Source organism: Streptomyces sp. SS8, assembly GCF_054072955.1.
The window spans coordinates 103,927-126,742 of sequence record NZ_JBSVCZ010000016.1 but is presented as its reverse complement, the minus strand read 5'-3'; the positions used below and the strand labels follow the sequence as shown (position 1 = coordinate 126,742).

21 protein-coding genes are annotated in these 22,816 nt (G+C 72.4%); 18 read left to right on the top strand and 3 right to left on the bottom strand.

Features of this window, described 5'->3' with window-relative positions:
- The first annotated feature begins 308 nt into the window (after positions 1-308).
- Positions 309-869 (top strand): hypothetical protein, encoded by a 561-nt coding sequence (locus ACW69E_RS17245; RefSeq protein WP_457499130.1) that lies wholly within the window; start codon positions 309-311, stop codon positions 867-869.
- A gap of 47 nt (positions 870-916) precedes the next feature.
- On the opposite strand, the gene ACW69E_RS17240 is transcribed toward ACW69E_RS17245, so the two are convergent.
- A complete protein-coding gene (locus ACW69E_RS17240; RefSeq protein WP_457499129.1) occupies positions 917-1,228 on the bottom strand; it encodes a ferredoxin in 312 nt (103 codons plus the stop codon).
- Between the two features lie 278 nt (positions 1,229-1,506).
- Here ACW69E_RS17240 and arc point away from each other — a divergent pair, with 278 nt between their 5' ends.
- The 5 genes from arc (at position 1,507) to prcA (ending at position 7,250) form a co-directional block, all read left to right on the top strand.
- A complete protein-coding gene (arc, locus tag ACW69E_RS17235) occupies positions 1,507-3,273 on the top strand; it encodes a proteasome ATPase (protein ID WP_457499128.1) in 1,767 nt (588 codons plus the stop codon).
- A gap of 259 nt (positions 3,274-3,532) precedes the next feature.
- Positions 3,533-5,044, top strand: a complete 1,512-nt coding sequence (dop, locus tag ACW69E_RS17230; RefSeq protein ID WP_457499127.1) for a depupylase/deamidase Dop — start codon at positions 3,533-3,535, stop codon at positions 5,042-5,044.
- A gap of 211 nt (positions 5,045-5,255) precedes the next feature.
- The gene (locus tag ACW69E_RS17225; RefSeq protein WP_457499126.1) at positions 5,256-5,474 is read left to right on the top strand and encodes a ubiquitin-like protein Pup; all 219 of its coding nucleotides are present in this window, start codon (positions 5,256-5,258) and stop codon (positions 5,472-5,474) included.
- A gap of 125 nt (positions 5,475-5,599) precedes the next feature.
- A complete protein-coding gene (gene prcB, locus ACW69E_RS17220; RefSeq protein WP_457499125.1) occupies positions 5,600-6,445 on the top strand; it encodes a proteasome subunit beta in 846 nt (281 codons plus the stop codon).
- A 22-nt stretch (positions 6,446-6,467) separates the two neighbouring features.
- The gene (prcA, locus tag ACW69E_RS17215) at positions 6,468-7,250 is read left to right on the top strand and encodes a proteasome subunit alpha (protein ID WP_457499124.1); all 783 of its coding nucleotides are present in this window, start codon (positions 6,468-6,470) and stop codon (positions 7,248-7,250) included.
- A 52-nt stretch (positions 7,251-7,302) separates the two neighbouring features.
- On the opposite strand, the gene ACW69E_RS17210 is transcribed toward prcA, so the two are convergent.
- Positions 7,303-8,394 carry a LacI family DNA-binding transcriptional regulator gene (locus ACW69E_RS17210; protein ID WP_457499123.1) on the bottom strand — a complete coding sequence of 364 codons (1,092 nt, stop codon included), beginning with the start codon at positions 8,392-8,394 and terminating at the stop codon, positions 7,303-7,305.
- A 147-nt stretch (positions 8,395-8,541) separates the two neighbouring features.
- Here ACW69E_RS17210 and ACW69E_RS17205 point away from each other — a divergent pair, with 147 nt between their 5' ends.
- The 11 genes from ACW69E_RS17205 to ACW69E_RS17155 all read left to right on the top strand — a co-directional run bounded on the left by ACW69E_RS17205 (position 8,542) and on the right by ACW69E_RS17155 (position 20,696).
- Positions 8,542-9,837, top strand: coding sequence for an MFS transporter (locus tag ACW69E_RS17205; protein WP_457499122.1), 1,296 nt, complete (start codon positions 8,542-8,544; stop codon positions 9,835-9,837).
- 9 nt (positions 9,838-9,846) lie between these two features.
- Entirely contained in the window at positions 9,847-11,208 is a 1,362-nt protein-coding gene (gene pafA, locus ACW69E_RS17200; protein WP_457499121.1) for a Pup--protein ligase, read from the top strand.
- A 198-nt stretch (positions 11,209-11,406) separates the two neighbouring features.
- Positions 11,407-12,417, top strand: coding sequence for an FKBP-type peptidyl-prolyl cis-trans isomerase (locus tag ACW69E_RS17195; protein WP_457499120.1), 1,011 nt, complete (start codon positions 11,407-11,409; stop codon positions 12,415-12,417).
- Positions 12,418-12,496: 79 nt separating this feature from the next.
- Complete coding sequence (locus tag ACW69E_RS17190; protein ID WP_101257209.1) at positions 12,497-12,868, top strand: FKBP-type peptidyl-prolyl cis-trans isomerase; 372 nt, start codon at positions 12,497-12,499, stop codon at positions 12,866-12,868.
- A gap of 114 nt (positions 12,869-12,982) precedes the next feature.
- Entirely contained in the window at positions 12,983-13,966 is a 984-nt protein-coding gene (locus tag ACW69E_RS17185; protein WP_457499119.1) for a helix-turn-helix transcriptional regulator, read from the top strand.
- Positions 13,967-14,057: 91 nt separating this feature from the next.
- Positions 14,058-15,020, top strand: a complete 963-nt coding sequence (locus ACW69E_RS17180) for a helix-turn-helix transcriptional regulator (RefSeq protein ID WP_206348165.1) — start codon at positions 14,058-14,060, stop codon at positions 15,018-15,020.
- Between the two features lie 87 nt (positions 15,021-15,107).
- Positions 15,108-15,305 carry a hypothetical protein gene (locus tag ACW69E_RS17175; protein ID WP_457499118.1) on the top strand — a complete coding sequence of 66 codons (198 nt, stop codon included), beginning with the start codon at positions 15,108-15,110 and terminating at the stop codon, positions 15,303-15,305.
- Positions 15,306-15,575: 270 nt separating this feature from the next.
- The gene (gene tatA / locus ACW69E_RS17170; protein ID WP_457499117.1) at positions 15,576-15,863 is read left to right on the top strand and encodes a Sec-independent protein translocase subunit TatA; all 288 of its coding nucleotides are present in this window, start codon (positions 15,576-15,578) and stop codon (positions 15,861-15,863) included.
- A 136-nt stretch (positions 15,864-15,999) separates the two neighbouring features.
- Entirely contained in the window at positions 16,000-16,908 is a 909-nt protein-coding gene (gene tatC / locus ACW69E_RS17165) for a twin-arginine translocase subunit TatC (RefSeq protein WP_457499116.1), read from the top strand.
- A gap of 17 nt (positions 16,909-16,925) precedes the next feature.
- The gene (locus ACW69E_RS17160) at positions 16,926-17,843 is read left to right on the top strand and encodes a diacylglycerol kinase (protein ID WP_457499115.1); all 918 of its coding nucleotides are present in this window, start codon (positions 16,926-16,928) and stop codon (positions 17,841-17,843) included.
- Positions 17,844-17,888: 45 nt separating this feature from the next.
- Positions 17,889-20,696, top strand: a complete 2,808-nt coding sequence (locus ACW69E_RS17155; protein ID WP_457499114.1) for a DEAD/DEAH box helicase — start codon at positions 17,889-17,891, stop codon at positions 20,694-20,696.
- Positions 20,697-20,849: 153 nt separating this feature from the next.
- Here ACW69E_RS17155 and ACW69E_RS17150 read toward each other — a convergent pair whose 3' ends face one another.
- Complete coding sequence (locus tag ACW69E_RS17150; protein ID WP_457499154.1) at positions 20,850-21,785, bottom strand: 5'-3' exonuclease; 936 nt, start codon at positions 21,783-21,785, stop codon at positions 20,850-20,852.
- A 117-nt stretch (positions 21,786-21,902) separates the two neighbouring features.
- On the opposite strand from ACW69E_RS17150, the gene ACW69E_RS17145 reads away from it, so the two are divergent.
- On the top strand, positions 21,903-22,718 hold the full coding sequence (locus ACW69E_RS17145; RefSeq protein WP_457499113.1) for a helical backbone metal receptor: 816 nt from the start codon (positions 21,903-21,905) through the stop codon (positions 22,716-22,718).
- Positions 22,719-22,816: the final 98 nt, after the last annotated feature.

Below are 22,816 nucleotides of genomic sequence, written 5' to 3'. Positions count from 1 at the left end.
GGCCGCTGCCCGGCTCCCACGGGAGCCGGGCAGCGGCCTGCGGCAGGTGCGGGTGCGGCCCCGTGCGGGCCGGGCGGGAGACGGGGCGGCGGCGAAGCGCACCCGGCCGTTCCACCGGGGTGTGACGTATGGCACGATGCTGGGCACCCCCGGCCGCCCGCACCTCACAGGAGTCGTCCCGCGTGCAGCTTCCGGCAGACTCTGCGCCCGCTCCCTCCGCCCCGCCCCTGACGGACGCCGCCTCCCGCGTCCCGCCCCAGCCCGGTCCGGCCGAGGCCCTCGGGGCGGGCCGGACACCGTCCTCCCCCGTGCCTTCCCCCGCGGCCCCCGCCCACACCCGGACCCGCGCGCCGCACTGGTTCGCCACCGCCGCGGCGCTGGGCGCACTGCTGGGCGCGGTCGCGCTGCTGGAGCCCGCCGGCGCCGACGCCACCCAGCCGCGGGAGACCGCCACGGTGGCTCCCGGGCCGGACGCGGACACGGCACGCTACCCGCTGGAGTGCGGCCCGGTGGAGGCCGAGGTGATCGACAGGGCGGCCGTGGACTTCGACGGCGACGGCCGCGCCGAGACCGTCGCGGTGGTCCGCTGCGCCGCGGGGATCGGCACCCCGCCCAGCGGGGTGTACGTCCTGGCACACCCCGCGAGCGGGGGAGGCGGACCCCGGATCGCCGAGACCCTGGTGGATCCGGAGGAGGGGATGACGGTGCAGGACCTGGCCGTCCGCGACCGCACGGTGTCCGCCAGGCTGCTGGGCTACTCGTCGCCGGACGTGCCCCGCTGCTGTCCCGACCAGGCGCGGGACGTCGAATGGGAGTGGCGGGGCGGGAAGTTCGTGCTGGAGGCGGCGCCGACCGCACGGAGTGTCTGAGCGGTCACGTGACACCCGGCGCGGCCGGAGGCCGCGGCGCCGCCGTACTACCCGGCGTCGGGGCCGTACACCTCGACGCCGTCGGCCGCCCGGCGCACGTGGATGCACTCGCCCGGACACTCCCTGGCCGAATCCACCACGTCGCCGAGCAGCGGGAGGGGGACGGGGGCGGTGGCGCCCGGCTCGGTGCGCAGCTCCGCCTCCTCGCCCGCGGGGGCGGGGCCCTTCACGTAGGCGAGCCCGTCGATGTCCAGCTCGAAGACCTCGGGCGCGTACTGCGCGCAGATCCCGTCGCCGGTGCAGAGTTCCTGGTCGATCCAGACTTCCAGTTCTGCGGTCTGCTCGTTGTGCGAGCCCATGTTGCTGCCTGCCGTTCCTGCGCTCGTGACCGGACCGTGTGAGGGATTGTCGGTGTGATCTTGGCGGAATAGAGCCACCCGTGACGGGGGTTGACGCTTCAGACGATACAACCGGCCGCTTTCCGGAGAGGTTGGGTGGGTATTCACCCGGGGTAAGGGAGTGCGCAAGGGTGAAGATCAGACACACCCCGACCGTGTTTGTGATCTAGGGGTTTCAACCCCCACGGGTCCAGGTAGGGTCAGGAAGCGTCCAGCTCCCCTTGGAGGAGGTGAGGACCGTGGCAGCCCACGACGACGACATCAACCGCGGCATCCGGCCCGAACGGGGTTCCGACGACCCGGCAGGCCAGGTTGCCCATCTCGAGCAGGAGATCGCCGTCCTGCGCCGCAAGCTCGCCGACTCTCCGCGCCACACTCGGATTCTCGAGGAGCGGATCGTCGAGCTGCAGACGAATCTGGCCGGTGTGTCCGCACAGAACGAGCGGCTCGCCAACACCCTCCGTGAGGCCCGTGACCAGATCGTGGCCCTCAAGGAGGAGGTCGACCGGCTGGCCCAGCCACCGGCCGGCTTCGGGGTTTTTCTGCAGGCGAACGAGGACGGCACGGCCGACATCTTCACCGGCGGGCGCAAGCTCCGGGTGAACGTCAGCCCCAGTCTCGATCTCGGTGAGCTCAGGCGTGGCCAGGAGGTCATGCTGAACGAGGCGCTCAATGTGGTCGAGGCCATGGAGTTCGAACGCGCCGGGGACATCGTCACCCTCAAGGAGGTCCTGGAGGACGGCGAGCGCGCCCTGGTGATCGGGCACACCGACGAGGAGCGCGTGGTCAGGCTCGCCGAGCCCCTTATGAACGCCACGCTCCGGGCCGGTGACGCGCTGCTGCTGGAGCCGCGCTCGGGGTACGTCTACGAGGTCGTGCCCAAGAGCGAGGTCGAGGAGCTCGTCCTCGAAGAGGTCCCGGACATCGACTACAACAAGATCGGTGGCCTGGGCGGTCAGATCGAGCTGATCCGCGACGCGGTGGAGCTCCCCTACCTCTACCCGGACCTGTTCAAGGAGCACGAACTCCGCCCGCCCAAGGGCGTCCTGCTCTACGGCCCGCCCGGCTGCGGCAAGACCCTCATCGCCAAGGCCGTGGCCAACTCCCTTGCCAAGAAGGTCGCCGAGGTGACAGGGCAGCCCCAGGGGAAGAGCTACTTCCTCAACATCAAGGGCCCCGAGCTGCTGAACAAGTACGTCGGCGAGACCGAGCGGCACATCCGGCTGGTCTTCCAGCGGGCCCGGGAGAAGGCGAGCGAGGGCACGCCCGTCATCGTCTTCTTCGACGAGATGGACTCCCTGTTCCGCACCCGCGGCTCCGGCGTCAGCTCGGACGTGGAGAACACCATCGTCCCGCAGCTGCTGTCGGAGATCGACGGTGTGGAGGGGCTGGAGAACGTCATCGTCATCGGCGCCTCCAACCGCGAGGACATGATCGATCCGGCGATCCTGCGGCCGGGACGCCTCGATGTGAAGATCAAGATCGAGCGCCCGGACGCCGAGGCCGCCAAGGACATCTTCTCGAAGTACCTGACCCCGAACCTCCCCCTGCACGCGGACGACCTCGCGGAACACAACAAGGACCCCGAGGCCACCGTCGCCGGGATGATCCAGTCGGTCGTCGAGCAGATGTACGCCGAGTCCGAGGAGAACCGCTTCCTGGAGGTCACCTACGCCAACGGTGACAAGGAGGTCCTGTACTTCAAGGACTTCAACTCCGGCGCGATGATCCAGAACATCGTCGACCGGGCCAAGAAGATGGCGATCAAGGCCTTCCTCGACCACAACCAGAAGGGCCTGCGGGTCTCCCATCTGCTCGCCGCGTGCGTGGACGAGTTCAAGGAGAACGAGGACCTGCCCAACACCACCAACCCCGACGACTGGGCCCGTATCTCCGGCAAGAAGGGCGAGCGGATCGTCTTCATCCGCACCCTCGTCACCGGAAAGCAGGGCGCGGACACCGGACGCTCCATCGACACGGTGGCCAACACCGGTCAGTACCTGTAGAAGACACCGTCCGGCTGCGGATACCCGTGTCCCCGTCGAGAGGCGGGGCGGGTGTCCGCAGCCGGATCTTTTCGGACCGATCTCCACCGAGGAAACACGGGAAGTCCGCAGTGATCTCCCAACCGGGGCCCGACCGCCCTAGGCTCGTCCGTACCGCCGCCATGCGGAGTGCGAGGCCAGGGGCCGCGAACGGGCCGGATGCGCAGCGGGACTTGAGCGGTGGCCCAAAGGCGGGCCGCCGCCGGGCAAGGAGGGCCGCATGACCGTACGGCGAGTGATGGGCATCGAGACGGAGTACGGGATCTCCGTCCCCGGTCACCCGAACGCCAATGCCATGCTCACCTCGTCCCAGGTCGTCAACGCCTACGCGGCGGCGATGCACCGGGCGCGCCGCGCCCGCTGGGACTTCGAGGAGGAGAACCCGCTGCGGGACGCCCGGGGCTTCGACCTCGCGCGCGAGGCCGCCGACTCCAGCCAGCTCACGGACGAGGACATCGGCCTGGCCAACGTGATCCTCACCAACGGTGCGCGGCTGTACGTGGACCACGCGCACCCCGAGTACAGCGCCCCGGAGGTCACCAACCCCAGGGACGCCGTGCTGTGGGACAAGGCCGGTGAGCGGATCATGGCCGAGGCCGCCCGGCGCGCCGCCGAGGTGCCCGGCGCCCAGCCGATCCACCTGTACAAGAACAACACCGACAACAAGGGCGCCTCCTACGGCTGCCACGAGAACTACCTGATGAAGAGGGAGACCCCCTTCTCGGAGATCGTGCGCCACCTGACGCCCTTCTTCGTCTCCCGCCAGGTCGTCACCGGGGCCGGGCGCGTCGGGATCGGGCAGGACGGCTCCGAGCACGGCTTCCAGATCAGCCAGCGGGCCGACTACTTCGAGGTGGAGGTCGGCCTGGAGACCACCCTCAAACGGCCGATCATCAACACCCGTGACGAGCCGCACGCCGACGCCGAGAAGTACCGCCGGCTGCATGTGATCGTCGGAGACGCCAATCTCTCGGAGATCTCCACCTACCTCAAGCTCGGCACCACCTCCCTGGTGCTGTCCATGATCGAGGACGGCTTCATCGCCGTCGACCTGGCCGTCGACCAGCCCGTGCGCACCCTCCACCAGGTCAGCCACGACCCGTCGCTGCGCCGGCCGGTCACGCTGCGCAGCGGACGGACGCTCACCGCCGTACAGCTCCAGATGGAGTACTACGAGCTGGCCCGCAAGTACGTGGAGGAGCGCTGGGGGCAGGACGCGGACGAGCAGACCAGGGACGTGCTGGCCCGCTGGGAGGACGTCCTGGTGCGTCTGGAGGGCGATCCGATGAGCCTGGCGGGCGAGCTGGACTGGGTCGCCAAGCGGGAGCTGATGGAGGGCTACCGGCGCCGCGACGGTCTGGACTGGGACGCGGCCCGGCTGCACCTGGTGGACCTGCAGTACGCCGACGTGCGTCCCGACAAGGGGCTGTACAACCGCCTGGCGGCCCGCGGCCGGATGAAGCGGCTGCTGGACGAGGCGGAGGTGGAGCGGGCCCGCTCCCAGCCCCCGGAGGACACCCGGGCCTACTTCCGCGGTCAGTGCCTGGAGCGGTACGCCGACGCGGTGGCGGCGGCCTCCTGGGACTCGGTGATCTTCGATCTGCCGGGTCGGGACTCCCTCCAGCGGGTACCCACCCTGGAGCCGCTGCGCGGCACGCGCGCCCACGTCAGCGATCTGCTCGACCGCTGCGCCACGGCGGAGGAGCTGGTCAGGGCGCTGTCCGGGAAGTGAGCCGGGGGAGAGGGGACGGCTGAAAGCCCGCGGACGCGGGAATCATGGAGACGGCTTCTGAACGCCGGCGGCGTGGCAGAGGCACGGCAGTGGCACGGCGGCGACATGGCAATGGCATGGCGGGAAGTGCCACAGAGCAGGAGAAGGGCCGATGTCAGGCCCGGCTTGTAGGGTCTGATCTTGTACCGTCCAACCGAGCGGGGTGAGGTATATGGCGACCAAGGACACCGGCGGCGGTCAGCAGAAGGCGGCACGCACCACCGAGGAGACCGACGAGCAGGCGCAGGACGCGCAGGTCTCGGAGGACCTCAAGGAGCGCCAGGAGGCGCTGTCGGACGAGGTGGACTCCGTGCTGGACGAGATCGACGACGTACTCGAGGAGAACGCCGAGGACTTCGTGCGCTCCTTCGTGCAGAAGGGCGGCGAGTAGGGCGTGCCCGTCCGTCCCGCACCCCCGCGACGGCGGGGGTGCGGGACGGATGACATCCGCCGCCACGGGTAAGGTCCGTGCAGGATTCTCAAGATCCGGTCTCACGATCTGGTGGAAGGAAACGTGTGGAAGCCAACACCCGTAGCACAGGGCGTCTGCCTGCTGCCTTCCTGACGCCGGGCTCGTCCTCGTTCATGGACTTCCTGTCCGAGCACGCGCCCGAGCAGCTCCCCGGCAACCGTCCGCTCCCGCCCGTGAAGGGCGCCGTCGAGGCGCCGCACGGCACGACGATCGTCGCGGTCACCTTCCCCGGCGGCGTGGTGCTGGCCGGCGACCGGCGCGCGACGATGGGCAACATGATCGCCCAGCGCGACATCGAGAAGGTCTTCCCGGCCGACGAGTACAGCGCCGTCGGCATCGCCGGGACCGCCGGACTCGCCGTGGAGATGGTCAGGCTCTTCCAGCTGGAGCTGGAGCACTTCGAGAAGGTCGAGGGCACCCAGCTCTCCCTGGAGGGCAAGGCCAACCGCCTGTCCACGATGATCCGCGGCAATCTCGGCATGGCCATGCAGGGGCTGGCGGTGATCCCGCTGTTCGCCGGGTACGACGTGGACCGGGGCAGGGGCCGCGTCTTCTCCTACGACGTGACCGGCGGGCGCTCCGAGGAGCAGGGCTTCGCGGCGGTCGGCTCCGGTTCGGTCTTCGCGCGCGGTTCGCTCAAGAAGCTGCACCGCGACGACCTCGGCGAGCGGCAGGCGGTCACGGCCGTCGTCCAGGCCCTCTACGACGCCGCCGACGACGACTCCGCCACCGGCGGCCCCGACCTGGTGCGCCGGATCTACCCAGTCGTCGCGGTGATCACCGAGGACGGCTTCCGCAGGCTCACCGAGGAGGAGGTCGCCGAGATCGCCCGCTCGGTGCACGACGGCCGGCTCCAGTCGCCCAACGGGCCCCAGGCCCCTGTGCTCTAGATCAGGAAGGGACCGATAGCCGGTGTCGACGCCGTTCTATGTCTCACCCCAGCAGGCCATGGCGGACCGCGCCGAGTACGCCCGCAAGGGCATCGCGCGCGGCCGCAGCGTGGTCGTGTTGCAGTACGCCGACGGCATCGTGTTCGTCGCCGAGAACCCCTCTCGGGCACTGCACAAGGTCAGCGAGATCTACGACCGGATCGCCTTCGCGGCGGTGGGCAAGTACAACGAGTTCGAGAACCTGCGCATCGGCGGCGTCCGCTACGCCGACCTGCGCGGCTACACCTACGCCCGCACGGACGTCACCGCGCGGGGCCTGGCCAACGTCTACGCCCAGACCCTGGGCACCATCTTCTCCAGCGCGGCGGAGAAGCCGTACGAGGTGGAGCTGATCGTCGCCGAGGTCGGGGAGGGCCCCGAGGACGACCAGATCTACCGGCTGCCGCACGACGGCTCCATCGTCGACGAGCACGGCTCGGTGGCGGTCGGCGGCAACTCCGACCAGATCGGCAGCTACCTCGAACAGCGCCACCGGGACGGGATGACCCTGGCCGAGGCCCTCAAGCTGGCGGTGGAGTCCCTGAGCCGGGACAGCAACGGCGGCGAGCGCACCCTCACGGCCGACCAGCTGGAGGTCGCCGTCCTGGACCGCACCCGGCCCCAGCAGCGCAAGTTCAAGCGCGTGCTCGGCCGGCAGCTCTCCCGGCTGCTGGAGGAGGACGGTACGTCCGCGTCCTCCGGGGAGTCGTCCGGTGAGTCGTCCGGTGGGGCCTCCTCGGGGGAGTCCTCCGCCTCCGAGGAGTAGCCCGCGCGCACCCCTGCCGCTCCCGCCGGCCGCCCGTGGGCCCCGGCCGTGCTCAGCGCCGGTCGGGGCCCACGGGCGCGTCCGGGGGCGGGGCGGTGGAGTCCCGTACGGTCAGCCGCACCGGCAGGGTCGTCACCCGGGCGGTGGATCCGGAGCCGCCGGCCTCCCGCGTCCGGCCGTCCGGAACGGCGCCCTCCTTCCGGCCGTCCAGAACGGCCAGCAGACTCCGCATCCCGGCCGCCCCCGCCTCCTCGGCGGGCAGCCGCACCGTCGTCAGCTCCGGCTCGACGGCCCGGGCGAGCGCCAGATCGTCGAAGCCGGTCACCGAGACGTCCTGCGGCACCCGCAGCCCCAGCCGCCGTACCGCCTTGCACGCGCCCGCGGCGAGCACGTCGTCGTCGCACACCAGCGCGGTCGGCCGGGGGACCGCCGCCAGCGCCTGCGCGGCGGCACGCGCTCCGGCGGCCACGTCCAGGCCGGCCGTCCAGGTGGACGGTGGGGGGCAGCCGGCCGCGTCCAGGGCCTCGGCCAGTGCCGCGGCCCGCACCTCGAAGGTCCAGGAGTCCACCGCCGCGGCGATGTGGGCCACCCGGCGGTGGCCCAGCTCCAGCAGATGCCCCACCGCCTGCCGCATGCCGTCGGCGATGTCGAGGTTGACGGTGGCCGCCGCCTGGGTGTTCTCGGGATCGCTGTCGAGCATCACCAGCGGCAGTTCGCCGCCGGAGCGCAGGGCGGCCAGCGCCTCGGAGGCCATGGAGGAGGCGATCACGCCGTCCAGAGCGGCGCCGGCGGAGTCGAAGGGGTCCCGGGCGGGCCCGACACCCTCCGGGGAGGGGTAGAGCACCACCCCGAAGTCGTGCTCGGCGGCCACCCGAGCGGCACCCGCGTGGAGCCGGGCGAAGAACTCGTTGGTCAGCGCCGGGACGACCAGCAGCGCGGTCCGGGTGCGCCCCAGCCGCAGACTGCGCGCGGCCAGGTTCGGCCGGTAGCCCAGCTCCCGTGCCGCCTCCCGCACCGCCTCGGCCTTGCCCGGCGAGACCCGGCCGCGCCACTTGCCGCCCAGCACCAGGGAGACGGCCGCCTGGGAGACACCTGCGGCACGCGCCACGTCCCGGCTCGTGGGCCGGGGTCGGTCGGTGGTCACTGGCCGGCTCCCGGGGTGGACGGACGGTACGGGCGGCGCCCGGGCCGGCGTGGACCCGGGGGCGGGCTCATGGTACGTATAACGGAGCGGGTTATACGTAACACTCCCACAGGCTGCCGGAGGAATCCGGGGAAGAGGAGCCGATCCATGGCGACGGGCTACGCCGAACTGCTGCGCGTAAGACACGCCGCGCGGCTGCTCACCGGCACCCTGATCGGCCGGCTGCCGAACGCCACCGCCGCCCTGGCGATCGTGCTGTTCACCCGTGCGGAGGGCGGCAGCTACACCCTGGCGGGCGTGCTGTCGGCCGTCTACGGCCTGTCCAACGCCGTCGGGCAGCCGCTGCTGGGCCGTGCGGCGGACCTGTGGGGCCAGCCGCCGGTGATGCTGCCCGCCGCGCTGCTCTCCGGCCTCGGCATGGCCACCCTCGCTCTCGCCGGCATCGAACCGCTGCCCGTCGCCTACGCCGCGACGGCCGTCGCCGGCCTGTTCACCCCGCCCCTGGAAGGCGGCCTGCGCGCCCTGTGGCCGTCCGTCCTGAAGCACCCCGACCGGGTGCACGCCGCCTACGCGCTGGACGCGGTGGCCCAGGAGGTGATGTTCACCCTGGGGCCGCTGGCCGTCACGGTGCTGGTGGCCCTCTGGAGCGAGGCCGCGGCCCTGCTGGTGATCAACGCCCTGGGAGTGCTCGGCGCCCTGTCCGTGGTGGTCTCGCCGCCCTCCCGCCGCTGGCGCTCCGAACCGCGTGAGGCGCACTGGCTGGGGGCCCTGCGCTCCGGCGGCCTGCTCGCCCTGCTCGGCTCGTTCTTCTTCGTCGGCCTCGCCCTGGGGACGATCGCGGTGGCCGCGGTCGCCTACGCCGACGGCCACGGCGACGAGCTGATCTCCAGCTATCTGCTCTCGGCACTGGGCGCCGGAGCCCTGGTCGGCGGCCTGGCCTACGGAGCCCGCACCTGGGCGGGGGAGCCCGAGGCCCGGCTGCGCGCCCTGGTGGCAGCCCTGGCGGCCGGCTACCTGCCGCTGGCGCTGGCGCCGGGCCCCGTGGCGATGACCTTCCTGTCCGGGGTCGCGGGCCTCTTCCTGGCCCCCGCACTGGCCTGCGCCTTCGTGGTGGTGGACCGGCACGCACCGGCCGGCACGGTCACGGAGGCGTTCTCCTGGCTGGTGACGTCCTTCGGAGTCGGGGCCGCGGCGGGGACGGCCGTGGTGGGTCCGGTCATCGAACGGGGCGGGGCGCCCGCGGGTTTCCTCGTGGCCGGTGCGGGCGGCCTGGCCGCACTGCTGGTCCTGCTGGCCACCCGGCGTGTCCTGACGGCCCCCGCCCTGACCACGCGCCCGGCTCCCACCCCGCCCTCCGCCCCGCCCTCCGGCGCCGTCGCCCGGATGGAAAGTGATCGGAACGGGGGCGCCGGAGCCGGTTTCAAAACCGGGCATCAGGCGTAAAGTTCATTCATGGACCGCCGAATCTTCGGGCTGGAGAACGAGTACGGCGTCACGTGTACGTTTCGGGGACAGCGGCGCCTGTCTCCTGACGAAGTGGCGCGGTACCTCTTCCGCCGTGTCGTGTCATGGGGCCGCAGCAGCAACGTCTTCCTCCGTAACGGTGCCCGCCTCTACCTGGACGTGGGATCGCACCCGGAGTACGCCACTCCGGAGTGCGACAACGTGACCGAGCTGGTCACCCACGACAAGGCGGGCGAGCGCATCCTCGAAGGACTCCTCGTCGACGCCGAGCGACGCCTCCACGAGGAGGGCATCGCGGGCGACGTCTACCTGTTCAAGAACAACACCGACTCGGCGGGCAACTCCTACGGCTGTCACGAGAACTACCTCGTGGCCCGGCACGGGGAGTTCTCGCGTCTGGCGGACGTCCTCATCCCGTTCCTGGTGACCAGGCAGCTCGTCTGCGGCGCCGGCAAGGTGCTCCAGACCCCGCGCGGCGCGGTCTACTGCGTCAGCCAGCGCGCCGAGCACATCTGGGAGGGTGTCAGCTCCGCCACCACCCGCTCCCGGCCGATCATCAACACCCGCGACGAGCCGCACGCCGACGCCGAGCGCTACCGCCGTCTCCACGTCATCGTCGGCGACTCCAACATGTCCGAGACGACCATGCTGCTCAAGGTCGGCGCCACCGACCTGGTGCTGCGCATGATCGAGGCCGGCACGGTCATGCGCGACCTCACCCTGGAGAACCCGATCCGGGCGATCCGCGAGGTCAGCCACGACATCACCGGCCGGCGCAAGGTCCGGCTGGCCAACGGGCGCGAGGCGTCCGCGCTGGAGGTGCAGCAGGAGTACTACGAGAAGGCCGCCGACTTCTGCGAGCGGCGGGGTATCCGCACGGGCGTGGTGGACCAGGTGCTGGAGCTGTGGGGCCGCACCCTGGAGGCGGTCCGCACCGAGGAGCTCGACAAGGTCAACACCGAGATCGACTGGGTGATGAAGTACCAGCTCATCGAGCGGTACCGGGCCAAGAACAACATCACCATGTCCCATCCCCGGATCGCCCAGATAGACCTCGCGTACCACGACATCCACCGCCGCCGGGGGCTGTACTACCTGCTGGAGCGGAAGGGGCAGGCCGCCCGGATCTGCAACGACGTGAAGATCTTCGAGGGCAAGACCGTGCCGCCGCAGACCACCCGTGCCCGGCTGCGCGGCGACTTCATCCGCCGGGCCCAGGAGCAGCGCCGTGACTTCACGGTGGACTGGGTGCACCTGAAGCTGAACGACCAGGCCCAGCGCACGGTGCTGTGCAAGGACCCGTTCCGCTCGGTGGACGAGCGTGTGGAGAAGCTCATCTCCGGCATGTGAGCTCGGCGGGCGGCGCGCCCGGGGCCGCGGCACACCGGCGCGGCCCCGGGCGCGGGCCGCCGGCCCGGGACCGGATCAGCGCCCGGCCCGGGAACGAAATCGGTCCTTCCGCGAGTTGTGGGAGGTGGGCCGGGCGGCCCGTAGAGTGGCCGGCACGCCCGGAACGCCCGGACACCTCCTACACCACGAGTTGGACAGATGCTGCAATCTCGAGGGGGACGCCCCCCACACCCCCGCCCCCTGGCGAAGGTCGGCCGCCGCGTCGCCGCGGCCCTGGTCGTGCCCGCCGTGCTGTTCACCGCGGCGTGCGGCTCCGACGGATCCGAGGGCTCCTCCGAAGCCGCCACCAAGGTCTCCGGCAAGGTCGGCGAGGAGCCCAAGGTCACCGTCGCCGAGGACGCCGAGGCCCCCGACGAGGCCGCGGTGCGGACCGTCACCGAGGGCAAGGGCGACAAGCTCGCCGAGGGCGACTTCGTCCGCATCGACATCCTGATGACCAGCAACGGCCAGGAGCTGATCAACACCTGGAAGCAGCAGCCGGAGGGCGCCTCCGAGGGTGACGCCCGCCGCCAGGAGGTCCTCCGTCTCGGTGAGGCCCAGGGGCTCCCCGAGCCGGTCGCCCAGTCCCTGATCGGGGAGCGGGCCGGCAGCCGCGTCCTGATCGAGGGCACCGCCGAGGCGATCATGGGCGACTCGATCAACCCGCAGCTGGGGATCGACGGAGCCGACAGCATGGTCTGGGTGGTCGACGCGGTCGCCTCCGCCAAGACCGATGCCAAGGCCGAGGCCAGCGGCGAGCAGGAGGCCACCGGCGAGGGCATGCCCGAGGTGAAGGCCAACAAGCAGAAGGCCGCCACCATCACCGTCCCCAAGGGCGAGAAGGCTCCAGGGAAGCTGAAGGAGCAGGTGCTGATCGAGGGCGACGGGCCCGAGGTGGAGGCCGGCGACGGACTGATCGCCCAGTACACCGGGGTCAAGTGGGAGGACGGGAAGAAGTTCGACTCCTCCTGGGACCACGGTGGCGCCACCGCCTTCCAGATCGGCACCGGCAAGGTCGTCAAGGGCTGGGACGACGCCCTGGTCGGCAAGAAGGTCGGGGACCGTGTCCTCCTGGTCATCCCGCCGGACCTCGCCTACGCGAGCAATCCGCAGTCGGAGCTGGCCGAGAACACGCTGGTGTTCGTCGTGGACATCGTCGGCAAGGTCTGACGATCTTCCTCGCCGGCGGTCCGCCGGGTCTGCGAGACTGTCCCGGTTGACCGATGGAAACGTTCGTAGGAGCAACTTCGTGAGCATCGACAAGCCCGAGATCGACTTCCCGGGCGGCGAGCCCCCGGCCGACCTGGAGATCAAGGACATCTGGGAGGGTGACGGACCGGTCGCCAAGGCCGGCGACACCGTCTCCGTGCACTACGTGGGCGTCGCCTTCTCCACCGGCGAGGAGTTCGACGCCAGCTGGAACCGCGGCACCCCGCTGAGCTTCCAGCTCGGTGTCGGCCAGGTCATCTCCGGCTGGGACCAGGGCGTGCAGGGCATGAAGGTCGGCGGACGCCGCCAGCTGATCATCCCGCCGCACATGGCGTACGGCGACCGCGGCGCCGGTGGCCGGATCAAGCCGGGCGAGACGCTCATCTTCGTCTGCGACCTGGTCTCCGTCTGAGACCGGTCGAGCACCCGCCCGGGCCCCCGCCGTACGGCGGGGGCCCGGGCTTTGTACCGGGCACGTCCGGAGCGGTACGGTCGACGATCGGGACAAGTACGAGAGAGGGCGTCGATGGCCATTGCCAAGGCCGAGCGGCTGATGAATCTGGCGCTGTGCCTGCTGGGGACGCGGCGCCCGCTGACCAAGCGCGAGCTGCGGGCCTCGATCGAGGCGTACCTGGAGGTCGGCGGGGGCCCGGGCAGGGGCGGCGAGGACGCCTTCAACCGGATGTTCGAGCGGGACAAGGACGATCTGCGCGAGCTCGGCCTGGTGATCGAGACGGTGGAGAACCTGGAGGGCGAGATCGCCTACCAGGCCCGCCGCGACAGCAACCGCCTCCCGCCCGTCGCCCTGGACGCCGAGGAGGCCGCCGCCCTCACCCTGGCCGCCAAGGTCTGGCAGCAGGCCCGTCTGGCCGGGGCCGCCAGCGGCGCCCTGCAGAAGCTGCGCGCCGCCGGGATGCCGCTGGCCGACACCGGCACGGAGGACCCGTACGGCGGCCACAGCGCCCTGGAGCCGCGCATCCCCGTGCGCGAGGCCGCCTTCGAACCGCTGATGCTCGCCTGCCGCGACCGGCGCCCGGTCACCTTCGCCTACCGCAAGTCCAACGCCGCCCGCCCCGAGACCCGGCACGTGGAGCCGTGGACGCTGGAGTGCTGGCGAGGTCACTGGTACCTGGCCGGCCATGACCGCGACCGGGGCGCCGAGCGGGTCTTCCGGCTCTCCCGCATCACCGGGCCGGTCCGCTCCCGCGCCGGGGCCTACACCGCCGAGGTGCCCGACCACGTCACCGTCCGCGAGACCGTCGAGCGGTGGGCCGGGGAGATCGCCACCGCCACCGCCCGCATCCGGCTTCGGCAGGGCGCGGGCTACCCGCTGCGGGCCAGGGCCCTGCACACGCGCGAGGCCGGGGACGGCTGGGACGAGCTGGAGATCCCCTACGGCCACGGGCTGGACGCCTGGCTGGTGGAGTTCGGGCCGGACGTGGTCGTGCTTGAGCCCGCCGAGCTGCGGACCGACGTGGTGGACCGGCTGCGCGCCGTGGCCAAGGGATGACCGGCCCCGGCAAGGGGCCGCACAGGACCGGCCGGCCCGGCACGGGGCCGGCGAGGGCTTGAGGGAACTCAGGGGAAGAGGCACCACCGACATGGCCACCAACGCCATCGACCAGACCCGCCGGATGCTGTCCCTGGTGACGTATCTGCGCGAGCGGCCCGGCGCCCGCGTCGAGGACGTCGCCCGCGCCTTCGGCATCACCACCGACGAGCTGATCTCCGACCTCCACGTCCTGCCGATGTGCGGCACCAGCTTCCGCGGCGGGGACCTGCTGGACATCGACACCGACGGCGAGCGCATCTGGTGGCACAACGCCGACGCGGTGGGCTCCAGCACCGGCGAGCCGCTGCGGCTGGCCGCCGACGAGGCCACCGCGCTGCTGGTGGCCGCGCGGGCCGTCGCCACCCTGCCGGGGCTGCGCGAGAGCGACCGCGAGGCCCTCCAGCGCGCCACCGCCAAGATCGAGGCGGCGGCGGGCGAGAGTGCCGGGGCCAGTTCCCGGCTGTCGGTCAGCTTCGAGTCCGAGGGCGGGGTCTTCGCGGACGTCGACCGGGCCATCTCCGAGCGCCGCAGGCTGTGGATCCGCTACTACTCGCCGACGCGCGACACGCTGACCGAGCGGGAGATCGACCCGATCCGGCTGTTCGCCGTCGGCCACACCTACGTCGAGGCCTGGTGCCGTCTGTCCGAGGCGCACCGCACCTTCCGGCTGGACCGGGTGGCCGAGATCAGGCTGCTGGACGAGCCCTCCGACCCGCCGCCGGTGGAGCTGCGCGACCTGTCGGAGGGGCTGGTCCAGCCCTCCGCCGAGGACCCGCAGGTGGTGATCGAGGTGGGGCCGGGCGGGCGCTGGGTGGCCGAGTACTACCCGCACGACAGTGCCGAGGAGCTGCCCGAGGGCGGTCTGCGCATCACGCTGCGCGCCCCCGATCCGGCCTCCCTGCGCCGCCTGGCCCTGCGGCTGGGCCGCGACGGCCGGATCGTCTCCCCGGGCGAGCTGGCCGACAGCGCCCGGGACGCGGCGCGGGCCGCGCTGGCCGCGTACGGCGACTGAGGGCCGGCCAGGTCCGGCCCCGGCCGGCGAGCCCGGCCGGACGGGGCGTCCCCGCTCCGGCCGCGGCCGTCCACTACGCTCGCCCCCATGCTCTGGCCCATGTTCTTCCTCACGCTCGCCTTCTGCGGAATCGCCGTGCTCGGCGTCCTCGCCGTCCGGGTGGGGCTGGAGGTACGGCGCTTCGCCCGGGCGGTCGGCGACGGCTGCGAGCATCTCGCCAGAGCCGCCGATGACCTGGAGCGGGCCGCGACCCCCCTGGCCGCACGGGCGCGGATCGAGCGCTGACCGGGGCACCGGGGGTGCGTCGGCCGCACGCCGGCGTGTGCCCCCGGGGTCGCGGCCGGGCGTCGCCCCCTCCATGTCCGGGCGCCGGGGCGGTACCCTTCAAGACGGTGTGAACGTGGTGTCCGTGACCGGCACCGGGATGACGCGGAGGCATTGCCCCGCGTTCACCCCCCGGGGTTACGATCGCTGCCAGCGCACCAGTACGAGGAAGCCCGTCCGAATCAGTAGGGCAGGCACGGACACGCCGCCCCGGCGAGAAGGTAGTGGCACATGATCGGCAATCTGAGGCCCCTGGAGATCGTACTGATCCTCCTCGTCGTCCTGCTGCTGTTCGGCGCCAAGAAGCTCCCCGACATGGCCCGTTCCCTCGGCAAGTCGGCCCGCATCCTCAAGAGCGAGGCCAAGGCCATGAAGAAGGAGAACGAGAACGACAACGAGGCCGCCCAGCAGGACACCTCCGCCCAGCAGGCCGCGCCCAGGACGATCCAGGCCGCGCCCGGTGACGTCACCAGCTCCCGTCCGGTGAACGAGCCCGGCCAGCAGACCACCAAGAACTGACCCGGCCCCAGGCCCGGCGACGGGCCCGGTGCCGTCCGAGCCCAGACACCCGGCACACCGCCACTGACACCGAGGACGTGGGTTGCTCAAGTCCGCCCGCAGACAGGGGAAGCCGCAGAGGGATCCCGAGGGGCGCATGCCGCTCGCGGAGCACCTGCGGGAGCTGCGCAACCGCCTGATGAAGTCGGTGCTGGCCATCCTGGCCGTCACCGTCGTCGGGCTGGTGTACTACAAGCAGATCGCCGACTTCCTCACCGAGCCGCTCCGCGACGCCGTCGGCTGCACCGAGGGCTTCGGCCGGGCCGCGGAGAAGGGCGAGGCCTGTGCCGAGATCACCCTCAACGGCCTGATCGCCCCCTTCACCGTCATGCTGAAGGTGGGGCTCACCACCGGCATCGTGCTGGCCTGCCCGGTCTGGCTCTACCAGCTGTGGGCCTTCCTCGCCCCCGGCCTGCACAGCCACGAGAAGAAGTACGCGCGTTCCTTCGTCGCGGCCGGCGTGCCGCTCTTCCTCGGCGGCGCCTACCTCGCCTACATCGTCCTGCCGACGATGGCCGCCACCCTGATCGAGTTCACCCCCGACGGCACCGGCAACCTCGTACCCCTGGACGACCTCCTCGACATCATCACGCGGATGGTCGTCGTCTTCGGCCTCGCCTTCGAGCTGCCCCTGGTGCTGGTGATGCTGAACCTCAGCGGCATCCTCACCGGCCGCAGAATGCTGGGCTGGTGGCGGGTGATGGTCATCTGCATCACGGTCTTCGCCGCCGTCGCCACCCCCAGCGGCGACCCGCTGACCATGGGCGCCCTGGCCGCTCCGATCGTGCTGCTGTACTTCGTCGCCGTCGGCGTCTCCCTGTTCAACGACCGGCGCCGCAGCCGCAAGGACCCCTACGCCGGGCTGAGCGACGACGAGGCGTCCCCGCTCGACCACACCCCGGAGAAGGTCGGGGCGATCGACTCCGCCGACGGCCCCTCCGCACTGCCCGAGGGCGCCTCCGAGGACGCTCCGACCAGGCGCAACGGTTACGACGACGCCACCTGAGCCGGTATGGTCCGCGCGTGACCGGTGAGACCACCCTGTTCGTCAACCCCACCGCGGGCGGTGGCCGCGGTGCGGGAGCCGCCCAGCCCGCCGCACGGGCCCTGCGCGCGGCGGGCTTCTCGGTGCGCACGATCGTCGGCGCGGACGCCGACGACGCGCTCACCAGGGCGCGGCGGGCCGTGCGCGGCGGCACCGGCGCGCTGATAGCCGTCGGCGGGGACGGGATGGCCTCCCTCGCCCTCCAGGCGGTGGCCGGCACCGACACCCCGCTGGGCGTGGTCGCCGTCGGCACCGGCAACGACATCGCCCGTTCCCTGGGCCTGCCCGTACGCGACCCGGCCGGGGCGGGACGGGTGATCGCGCAGGCGCTCAAGGAAGGGCGACACCGGAGCATCGACCTCGGCCGGGTCGGCGGGCGCTGGTACGGCAGCGTGCTGGCCTCCGGCTTCGACTCCCGCGTCAACGACCGGGCCAACCGCATGCGGTGGCCGGCCGGGCGCCTGCGCTACGACGCGGCGATACTCGCCGAACTGGCCGGGCTGCGGACCGTCCCGTACCGCCTCGTGCTCGACGACGGCCCGCCGCTGGAGACCGACGCGACACTGGTCGCGGTCGGCAACGGCCCCTCCTACGGCGGAGGCATGAAGATCTGCGCGGACGCCCGCCTCGACGACGGCCTGCTGGACGTCACGGTGGTGGGGGAGTGCGACCGGACCACCCTGCTGAGGGTCTTCCCGCGCGTCTACCGCGGCACCCACCTCGCCCACCCCGCGGTCACCGTGCACCGGGCGGCGAAGGTGACCCTGGAGGCCGCCACGCCCGGGGAGAGCGTGACCGGCTACGCCGACGGCGAGCCGCTGGGACCCCTGCCGCTCACGGTCGAGGCGGCCCCGGCGGCGGTCCGGGTACTCGCCCCGGAGCCCGCCGGGCCGTAAAGACCGGGTGCCGTGTCGGTGGCGGCCGGTAGGCTCGTAAGTACGATGACCGAGGACATGTCCCCAGCAGAGCGCTACGCCGCCGCCCGGGTCCGCGCCGCCGAGCAGGCCACCGCTCTGGCTCCCTTCCGCGAGATGTACGACTTCGAGCTGGACCCGTTCCAGATCGAGGCGTGCAGGGCACTGGAGGCCGGCAAGGGCGTGCTGGTCGCCGCGCCCACCGGATCCGGCAAGACGATCGTGGGCGAGTTCGCCGTCCACCTGGCCCTCACCCGGGGCCGCAAGTGCTTCTACACCACGCCCATCAAGGCGCTGTCCAACCAGAAGTACAACGATCTGGTCAAACGCCACGGCGCGCGGAACGTCGGCCTGCTGACGGGCGACAACAGCATCAACTCCGGCGCGCCGGTGGTCGTGATGACCACCGAGGTCCTGCGGAACATGCTCTACGCCGGCTCGCAGGCACTCGCGGGCCTGGGCTACGTGGTGATGGACGAGGTGCACTACCTCTCCGACCGGTTCCGCGGCGCGGTCTGGGAGGAGGTCATCATCCACCTCCCCGACTCGGTGACGCTGGTGTCGCTGTCGGCCACCGTCTCCAACGCGGAGGAGTTCGGCGACTGGCTGGACACCGTCCGCGGCGACACCGAGGTGATCGTCTCCGAGCACCGGCCCGTGCCGCTGTGGCAGCACGTGCTGGCCGGGCGGCGGATGTACGACCTGTTCGAGGAGAGGAACGGCCGCCGCGAGGTCAATCCGGACCTGCTCCGCATGGCCCAGATGGAGAACAGCCGCCTGCCCTCCGTCCGTGAGAGGCGCCGCGGCAAACCGGTGCGCGAGGCCGACCGGGAGCGCGAGCGGCGCCAGCGCAGCCGGATCTGGACGCCCGGCCGCCCCGAGGTGATCGACCAGCTCGACTCCCAGGGGCTGCTCCCGGCGATCACCTTCATCTTCAGCCGCGCCGGCTGCGAGGCGGCCGTACAGCAGTGCCTGTACGCCGGGCTGCGGCTGAACGACGCCGGGGAGCGGGCGCGGGTGCGCGAGCTGGTGGAGGAGCGCACCGCCTCCATCCCCGACGAGGACCTGCACGTCCTGGGCTACTTCGAGTGGCTGGAGGGGCTGGAGCGGGGCATCGCCGCGCACCACGCGGGCATGCTGCCGACCTTCAAGGAGGTCGTGGAGGAGCTGTTCGTCCGCGGCCTGGTCAAGGCCGTCTTCGCCACCGAGACCCTCGCACTGGGCATCAACATGCCCGCCCGGTCGGTGGTGCTGGAGAAGCTGGTCAAGTGGAACGGCGAGCAGCACGTCGACATCACCCCCGGCGAGTACACCCAGCTCACCGGTCGCGCCGGGCGGCGCGGCATCGACATCGAGGGCCACGCGGTGGTGCTGTGGCAGCGCGGCATGGACCCGGGCGCGCTGGCCGGGCTCGCCGGCACCCGTACCTACCCGCTGCGCTCCTCCTTCCGCCCGTCGTACAACATGGCGGTCAACCTGGTCGCGCAGTTCGGGCGGCACCGCTCGCGCGAACTGCTGGAGACCTCCTTCGCGCAGTTCCAGGCCGACCGCGCGGTCGTCGGCATCTCCCGGAGGGTGCAGCGCAACGAGGAGGGCCTGGAGGGCTACCGCGAGGCGATGACCTGCCATCTGGGGGACTTCGAGGAGTACGCGCGGCTGCGGCGCGAGCTGAAGGACCGCGAGACCGAACTGGCCCGGCAGGGCGCCCTCCAGCGGCGCGCGGCGGCGGCCGACTCGCTGGAGAAGCTGCGGCCGGGCGATGTGATCCACGTGCCCACCGGAAAGTTCGCCGGTCTGGCGCTCGTACTGGACCCGGGCGTTCCGGCCGGGCGCAGCCACGGCCACCGCGGCTGGGACCACCACGACGGCCCCCGCCCGCTTGTGCTGACCGCCGCCCGCCAGGTCAAGCGGCTGGCCTCGATGGACTTCCCCGTCCCCGTCGAGCCGCTGGAGCGGATGCGGATCCCCAAGTCGTTCAACCCGCGCAGCCCGCAGTCCCGCAGAGACCTGGCCTCGGCGCTGCGCACCAGGGCCGGCCACCACGAGCCGGGGCGCGCCCGCCGCGGGCAGCGCTCGGAGGCCGCCGACGACGCCGAGATCGCACGGCTGCGCAAGGCGCTCCGCGCCCATCCCTGCCACGGCTGCGACGAGCGCGAGGCGCACGCCCGCTGGGCCGAGCGCTACCACCGCCTCAAGCGCGACACCCGGCAGCTGGAGCGCCGCATCGAGGGCCGCACCAACACCATCGCCCGCACCTTCGACCGCGTCTACGCGCTCCTGTCGGACCTGGGCTATCTGCGCGGCGACGAGGTGACCGACGACGGCCGGCGGCTGGCCCGGCTCTACGGCGAGCTGGACCTGCTGGCGAGCGAGTGCCTGCGCGAGGGCGTCTGGGAGGGCCTGTCCCCGACCGAACTGGCCGCCTGCGCCTCGGCCCTGGTGTACGAGGCGCGCTCGGCCGACGACGCCCTCCAGCCGGTGCTGCCCGGGGGGAAGGCCAAGGACGCGCTGGGCGAGATGGTCCGTATCTGGGGCCGGCTGGACGCCCTGGAGGAGGAGCACCGGATCAACCAGTCCGAGGGCGTGGGCCAGCGCGAGCCCGACCTCGGCTTCGCCTGGGCCGCCTACCGCTGGGCGGAGGGCGACAGCCTGGACTCGGTGCTGCGGGAGGCCGAGATGCCGGCCGGCGACTTCGTGCGCTGGTGCAAGCAACTGGTCGACGTACTCGGCCAGATCGCCGCGGCGGCGCCCGAGGGCGGCACGGTGGCGCGCAACGCCCGCAGGGCCTCCGAGAAGGTGGTGCGCGGCGTGGTGGCGTACACCTCCGTCGGCTGACGGGCGGGCCACGGCGGACCCGGCCCGGTGGGCGGCCGAACCGCCCACCGGGCCGGAGCGTGTCCGGCGCTTGCGCCGGGCGACCGGGACACGGGCCCGGCGCCGGCCGGCGTGTGCGCGACGTCCTCCGCCCCGGCCGGGCCGCGAGGGCGCTCAGCCGGCCAGGGCGTCCAGCAGCCGCCGCAGCGCGCCGCCCAGTCCCCACCGCTCGGCAAGCTCCTCCAGCTCCTGGGCGTGCAGCGGCTCGGCCGGAAGCGCCGGGTCGAAATCCGGCAGCGCCACGTCCCCGGCCACCCGCACCACCTTCGGCGCCACGGCCAGATACTCCCGCGCCGCCTCCAGCTTCCGCCGCTGCGCCGGCGTCAGACCGGAGGAGGGATCGCGGACGGCGGCCAGGATGCCGTCCAGATCGCCGTACGACTGAAGCAGCCGGGCCGCGGTCTTCTCGCCGACGCCGGCCACCCCCGGCAGCCCGTCGCTCGGGTCACCGCGCAGCAGAGCCAGGTCCGCGTACGCCGACCCGCTCGCCACGCCGTACTTCTCCCGCAGTACCGCCTCGTCGACGACCGCGGGGTCGCCCATGCCCTTGACGGGGTAGAGCACCCGCACCCCGCGCGCGTCGTCGACGAGCTGGAACAGGTCGCGGTCGCCGGTGACGACGTCCACCGGACCGCCGGCCCGGCGGACGAGGGTGCCGATGACGTCGTCGGCCTCGTAACCGTCCGCGCCGACCCGGGCGATGCCGACCGCGTCCAGCACCTCCTCGATCACCGGGATCTGGGGGGAGAGGGTGTCGGGCGTCTCTTCCCCTGGCTTCGCCGGGGAGGCCCCTATGGCGTCCGGACCCCGCTCGGACTCCTCCGCCACCCGGTGCGCCTTGTAGGACGGGATCAGCTCGACCCGCCAGTGCGGCCGCCAGTCGTTGTCCATACAGGCGACCAGGTCGTCGGGGCGGTGGTCGCGCACCAGGCGGGCGATGAAGTCCAGCAGCCCGCGCACCGCGTTGACCGGGGTGCCGTCGGGTGCCCTGACCGACTCGGGAACCCCGAAGTAGGCGCGGTAGTAGAGGGAGGCGGCATCGAGGAGCATCAGGCGTCGCGTGGTCACGCCCCGATCATGCCGCACCGGTCCGACAGCGGGATCCCGCGGCGGGGAAGTCCTGCCGCGGGGCGCCGGCCGTCGAACGCCGGGTCTTAGGCTGACCGCATGGCGACCGCACGACGACACCAGTCCCCCTCGGCCCCGGCTCAGGGCTCCGGCGAAGTCCGCCGCGTCGTCTCGCTGGTGCCGTCGCTGACCGAGGCGGTGGCCGCCACCGGCCCGGAACTGCTGGTCGGGGCCACCGACTGGTGCAGCCATCCGCCCGGTCTGGACGTGGCGCGGGTGCGAGGCACCAAGAACCCCGACCTGGAGCGGATCGCGGCCCTGCGCCCCGACCTGGTCATCGCCAACGAGGAGGAGAACCGCCCCGCCGACCTCGCCGCCCTGCGCGGCGCGGGCACCGAGGTGCTGGTCACCGAGATCCGCACGCTCCCGCAGGCGTTCGCCGAACTGGACCGGGTGCTCACCGCCGGATGCGGACTGCCCCGGCCCGCCTGGCTGGACGAGGCCGAGGACGCCTGGAGCGCGCTGCGGCCGGTGGCCGACGCCACCGCCGTGGTGCCGATCTGGCGGCGGCCGTGGATGGTGCTGGGCCGGGACACCTTCGCGGGCGACATCCTGGCCCGCCTCGGCGTGCGCAACGCCTACGCCGACCACGCCGAGCGCTATCCGCGCGCCGGGATCGGGGAGCTGAACGAGCCGGGCCGGGCCGATCTCGTGGTGCTGCCCGACGAGCCGTACCGCTTCACCGCCGACGACGGCCCCGAGGCGTTCCCCGGGCTGCCCGCGGCCCTCGTCAGCGGGCGGCATCTGACCTGGTACGGGCCCTCCCTGGCCGAGGCGCCGGCCGTGCTCGGCGCGGCGCTGACCGCCGCGCTGTCCGGCCCGCCGACCGCCCGGCCGGCCGCTCCTCCGTCCTGACCGGAGTGCCGTTCCGACCGGAGTGCCCCGCTCCGTCGCGGCCGATGGGGGCGCACCGGTCCTCCCGGGCGCCGGTTGCCGCTACTGTGCACGCCGTG

Coding starts and splice junctions, on each gene's coding strand:
- ACW69E_RS17240 (WP_457499129.1), bottom strand. CDS start 1,228: ATGGGCTCGCACAACGAGCAGACCGCAGAACTGGAAGTCTGGATCGAC.
- dop (WP_457499127.1), top strand. CDS start 3,533: ATGACCGTACGGCGAGTGATGGGCATCGAGACGGAGTACGGGATCTCC.
- ACW69E_RS17225 (WP_457499126.1), top strand. CDS start 5,256: ATGGCGACCAAGGACACCGGCGGCGGTCAGCAGAAGGCGGCACGCACC.
- ACW69E_RS17205 (WP_457499122.1), top strand. CDS start 8,542: ATGGCGACGGGCTACGCCGAACTGCTGCGCGTAAGACACGCCGCGCGG.
- pafA (WP_457499121.1), top strand. CDS start 9,847: ATGGACCGCCGAATCTTCGGGCTGGAGAACGAGTACGGCGTCACGTGT.
- ACW69E_RS17195 (WP_457499120.1), top strand. CDS start 11,407: ATGCTGCAATCTCGAGGGGGACGCCCCCCACACCCCCGCCCCCTGGCG.
- ACW69E_RS17185 (WP_457499119.1), top strand. CDS start 12,983: ATGGCCATTGCCAAGGCCGAGCGGCTGATGAATCTGGCGCTGTGCCTG.
- ACW69E_RS17180 (WP_206348165.1), top strand. CDS start 14,058: ATGGCCACCAACGCCATCGACCAGACCCGCCGGATGCTGTCCCTGGTG.
- ACW69E_RS17175 (WP_457499118.1), top strand. CDS start 15,108: ATGCTCTGGCCCATGTTCTTCCTCACGCTCGCCTTCTGCGGAATCGCC.
- tatA (WP_457499117.1), top strand. CDS start 15,576: ATGATCGGCAATCTGAGGCCCCTGGAGATCGTACTGATCCTCCTCGTC.
- tatC (WP_457499116.1), top strand. CDS start 16,000: ATGCCGCTCGCGGAGCACCTGCGGGAGCTGCGCAACCGCCTGATGAAG.
- ACW69E_RS17155 (WP_457499114.1), top strand. CDS start 17,889: ATGACCGAGGACATGTCCCCAGCAGAGCGCTACGCCGCCGCCCGGGTC.
- ACW69E_RS17150 (WP_457499154.1), bottom strand. CDS start 21,785: ATGCTCCTCGATGCCGCCTCCCTCTACTACCGCGCCTACTTCGGGGTT.
- ACW69E_RS17145 (WP_457499113.1), top strand. CDS start 21,903: ATGGCGACCGCACGACGACACCAGTCCCCCTCGGCCCCGGCTCAGGGC.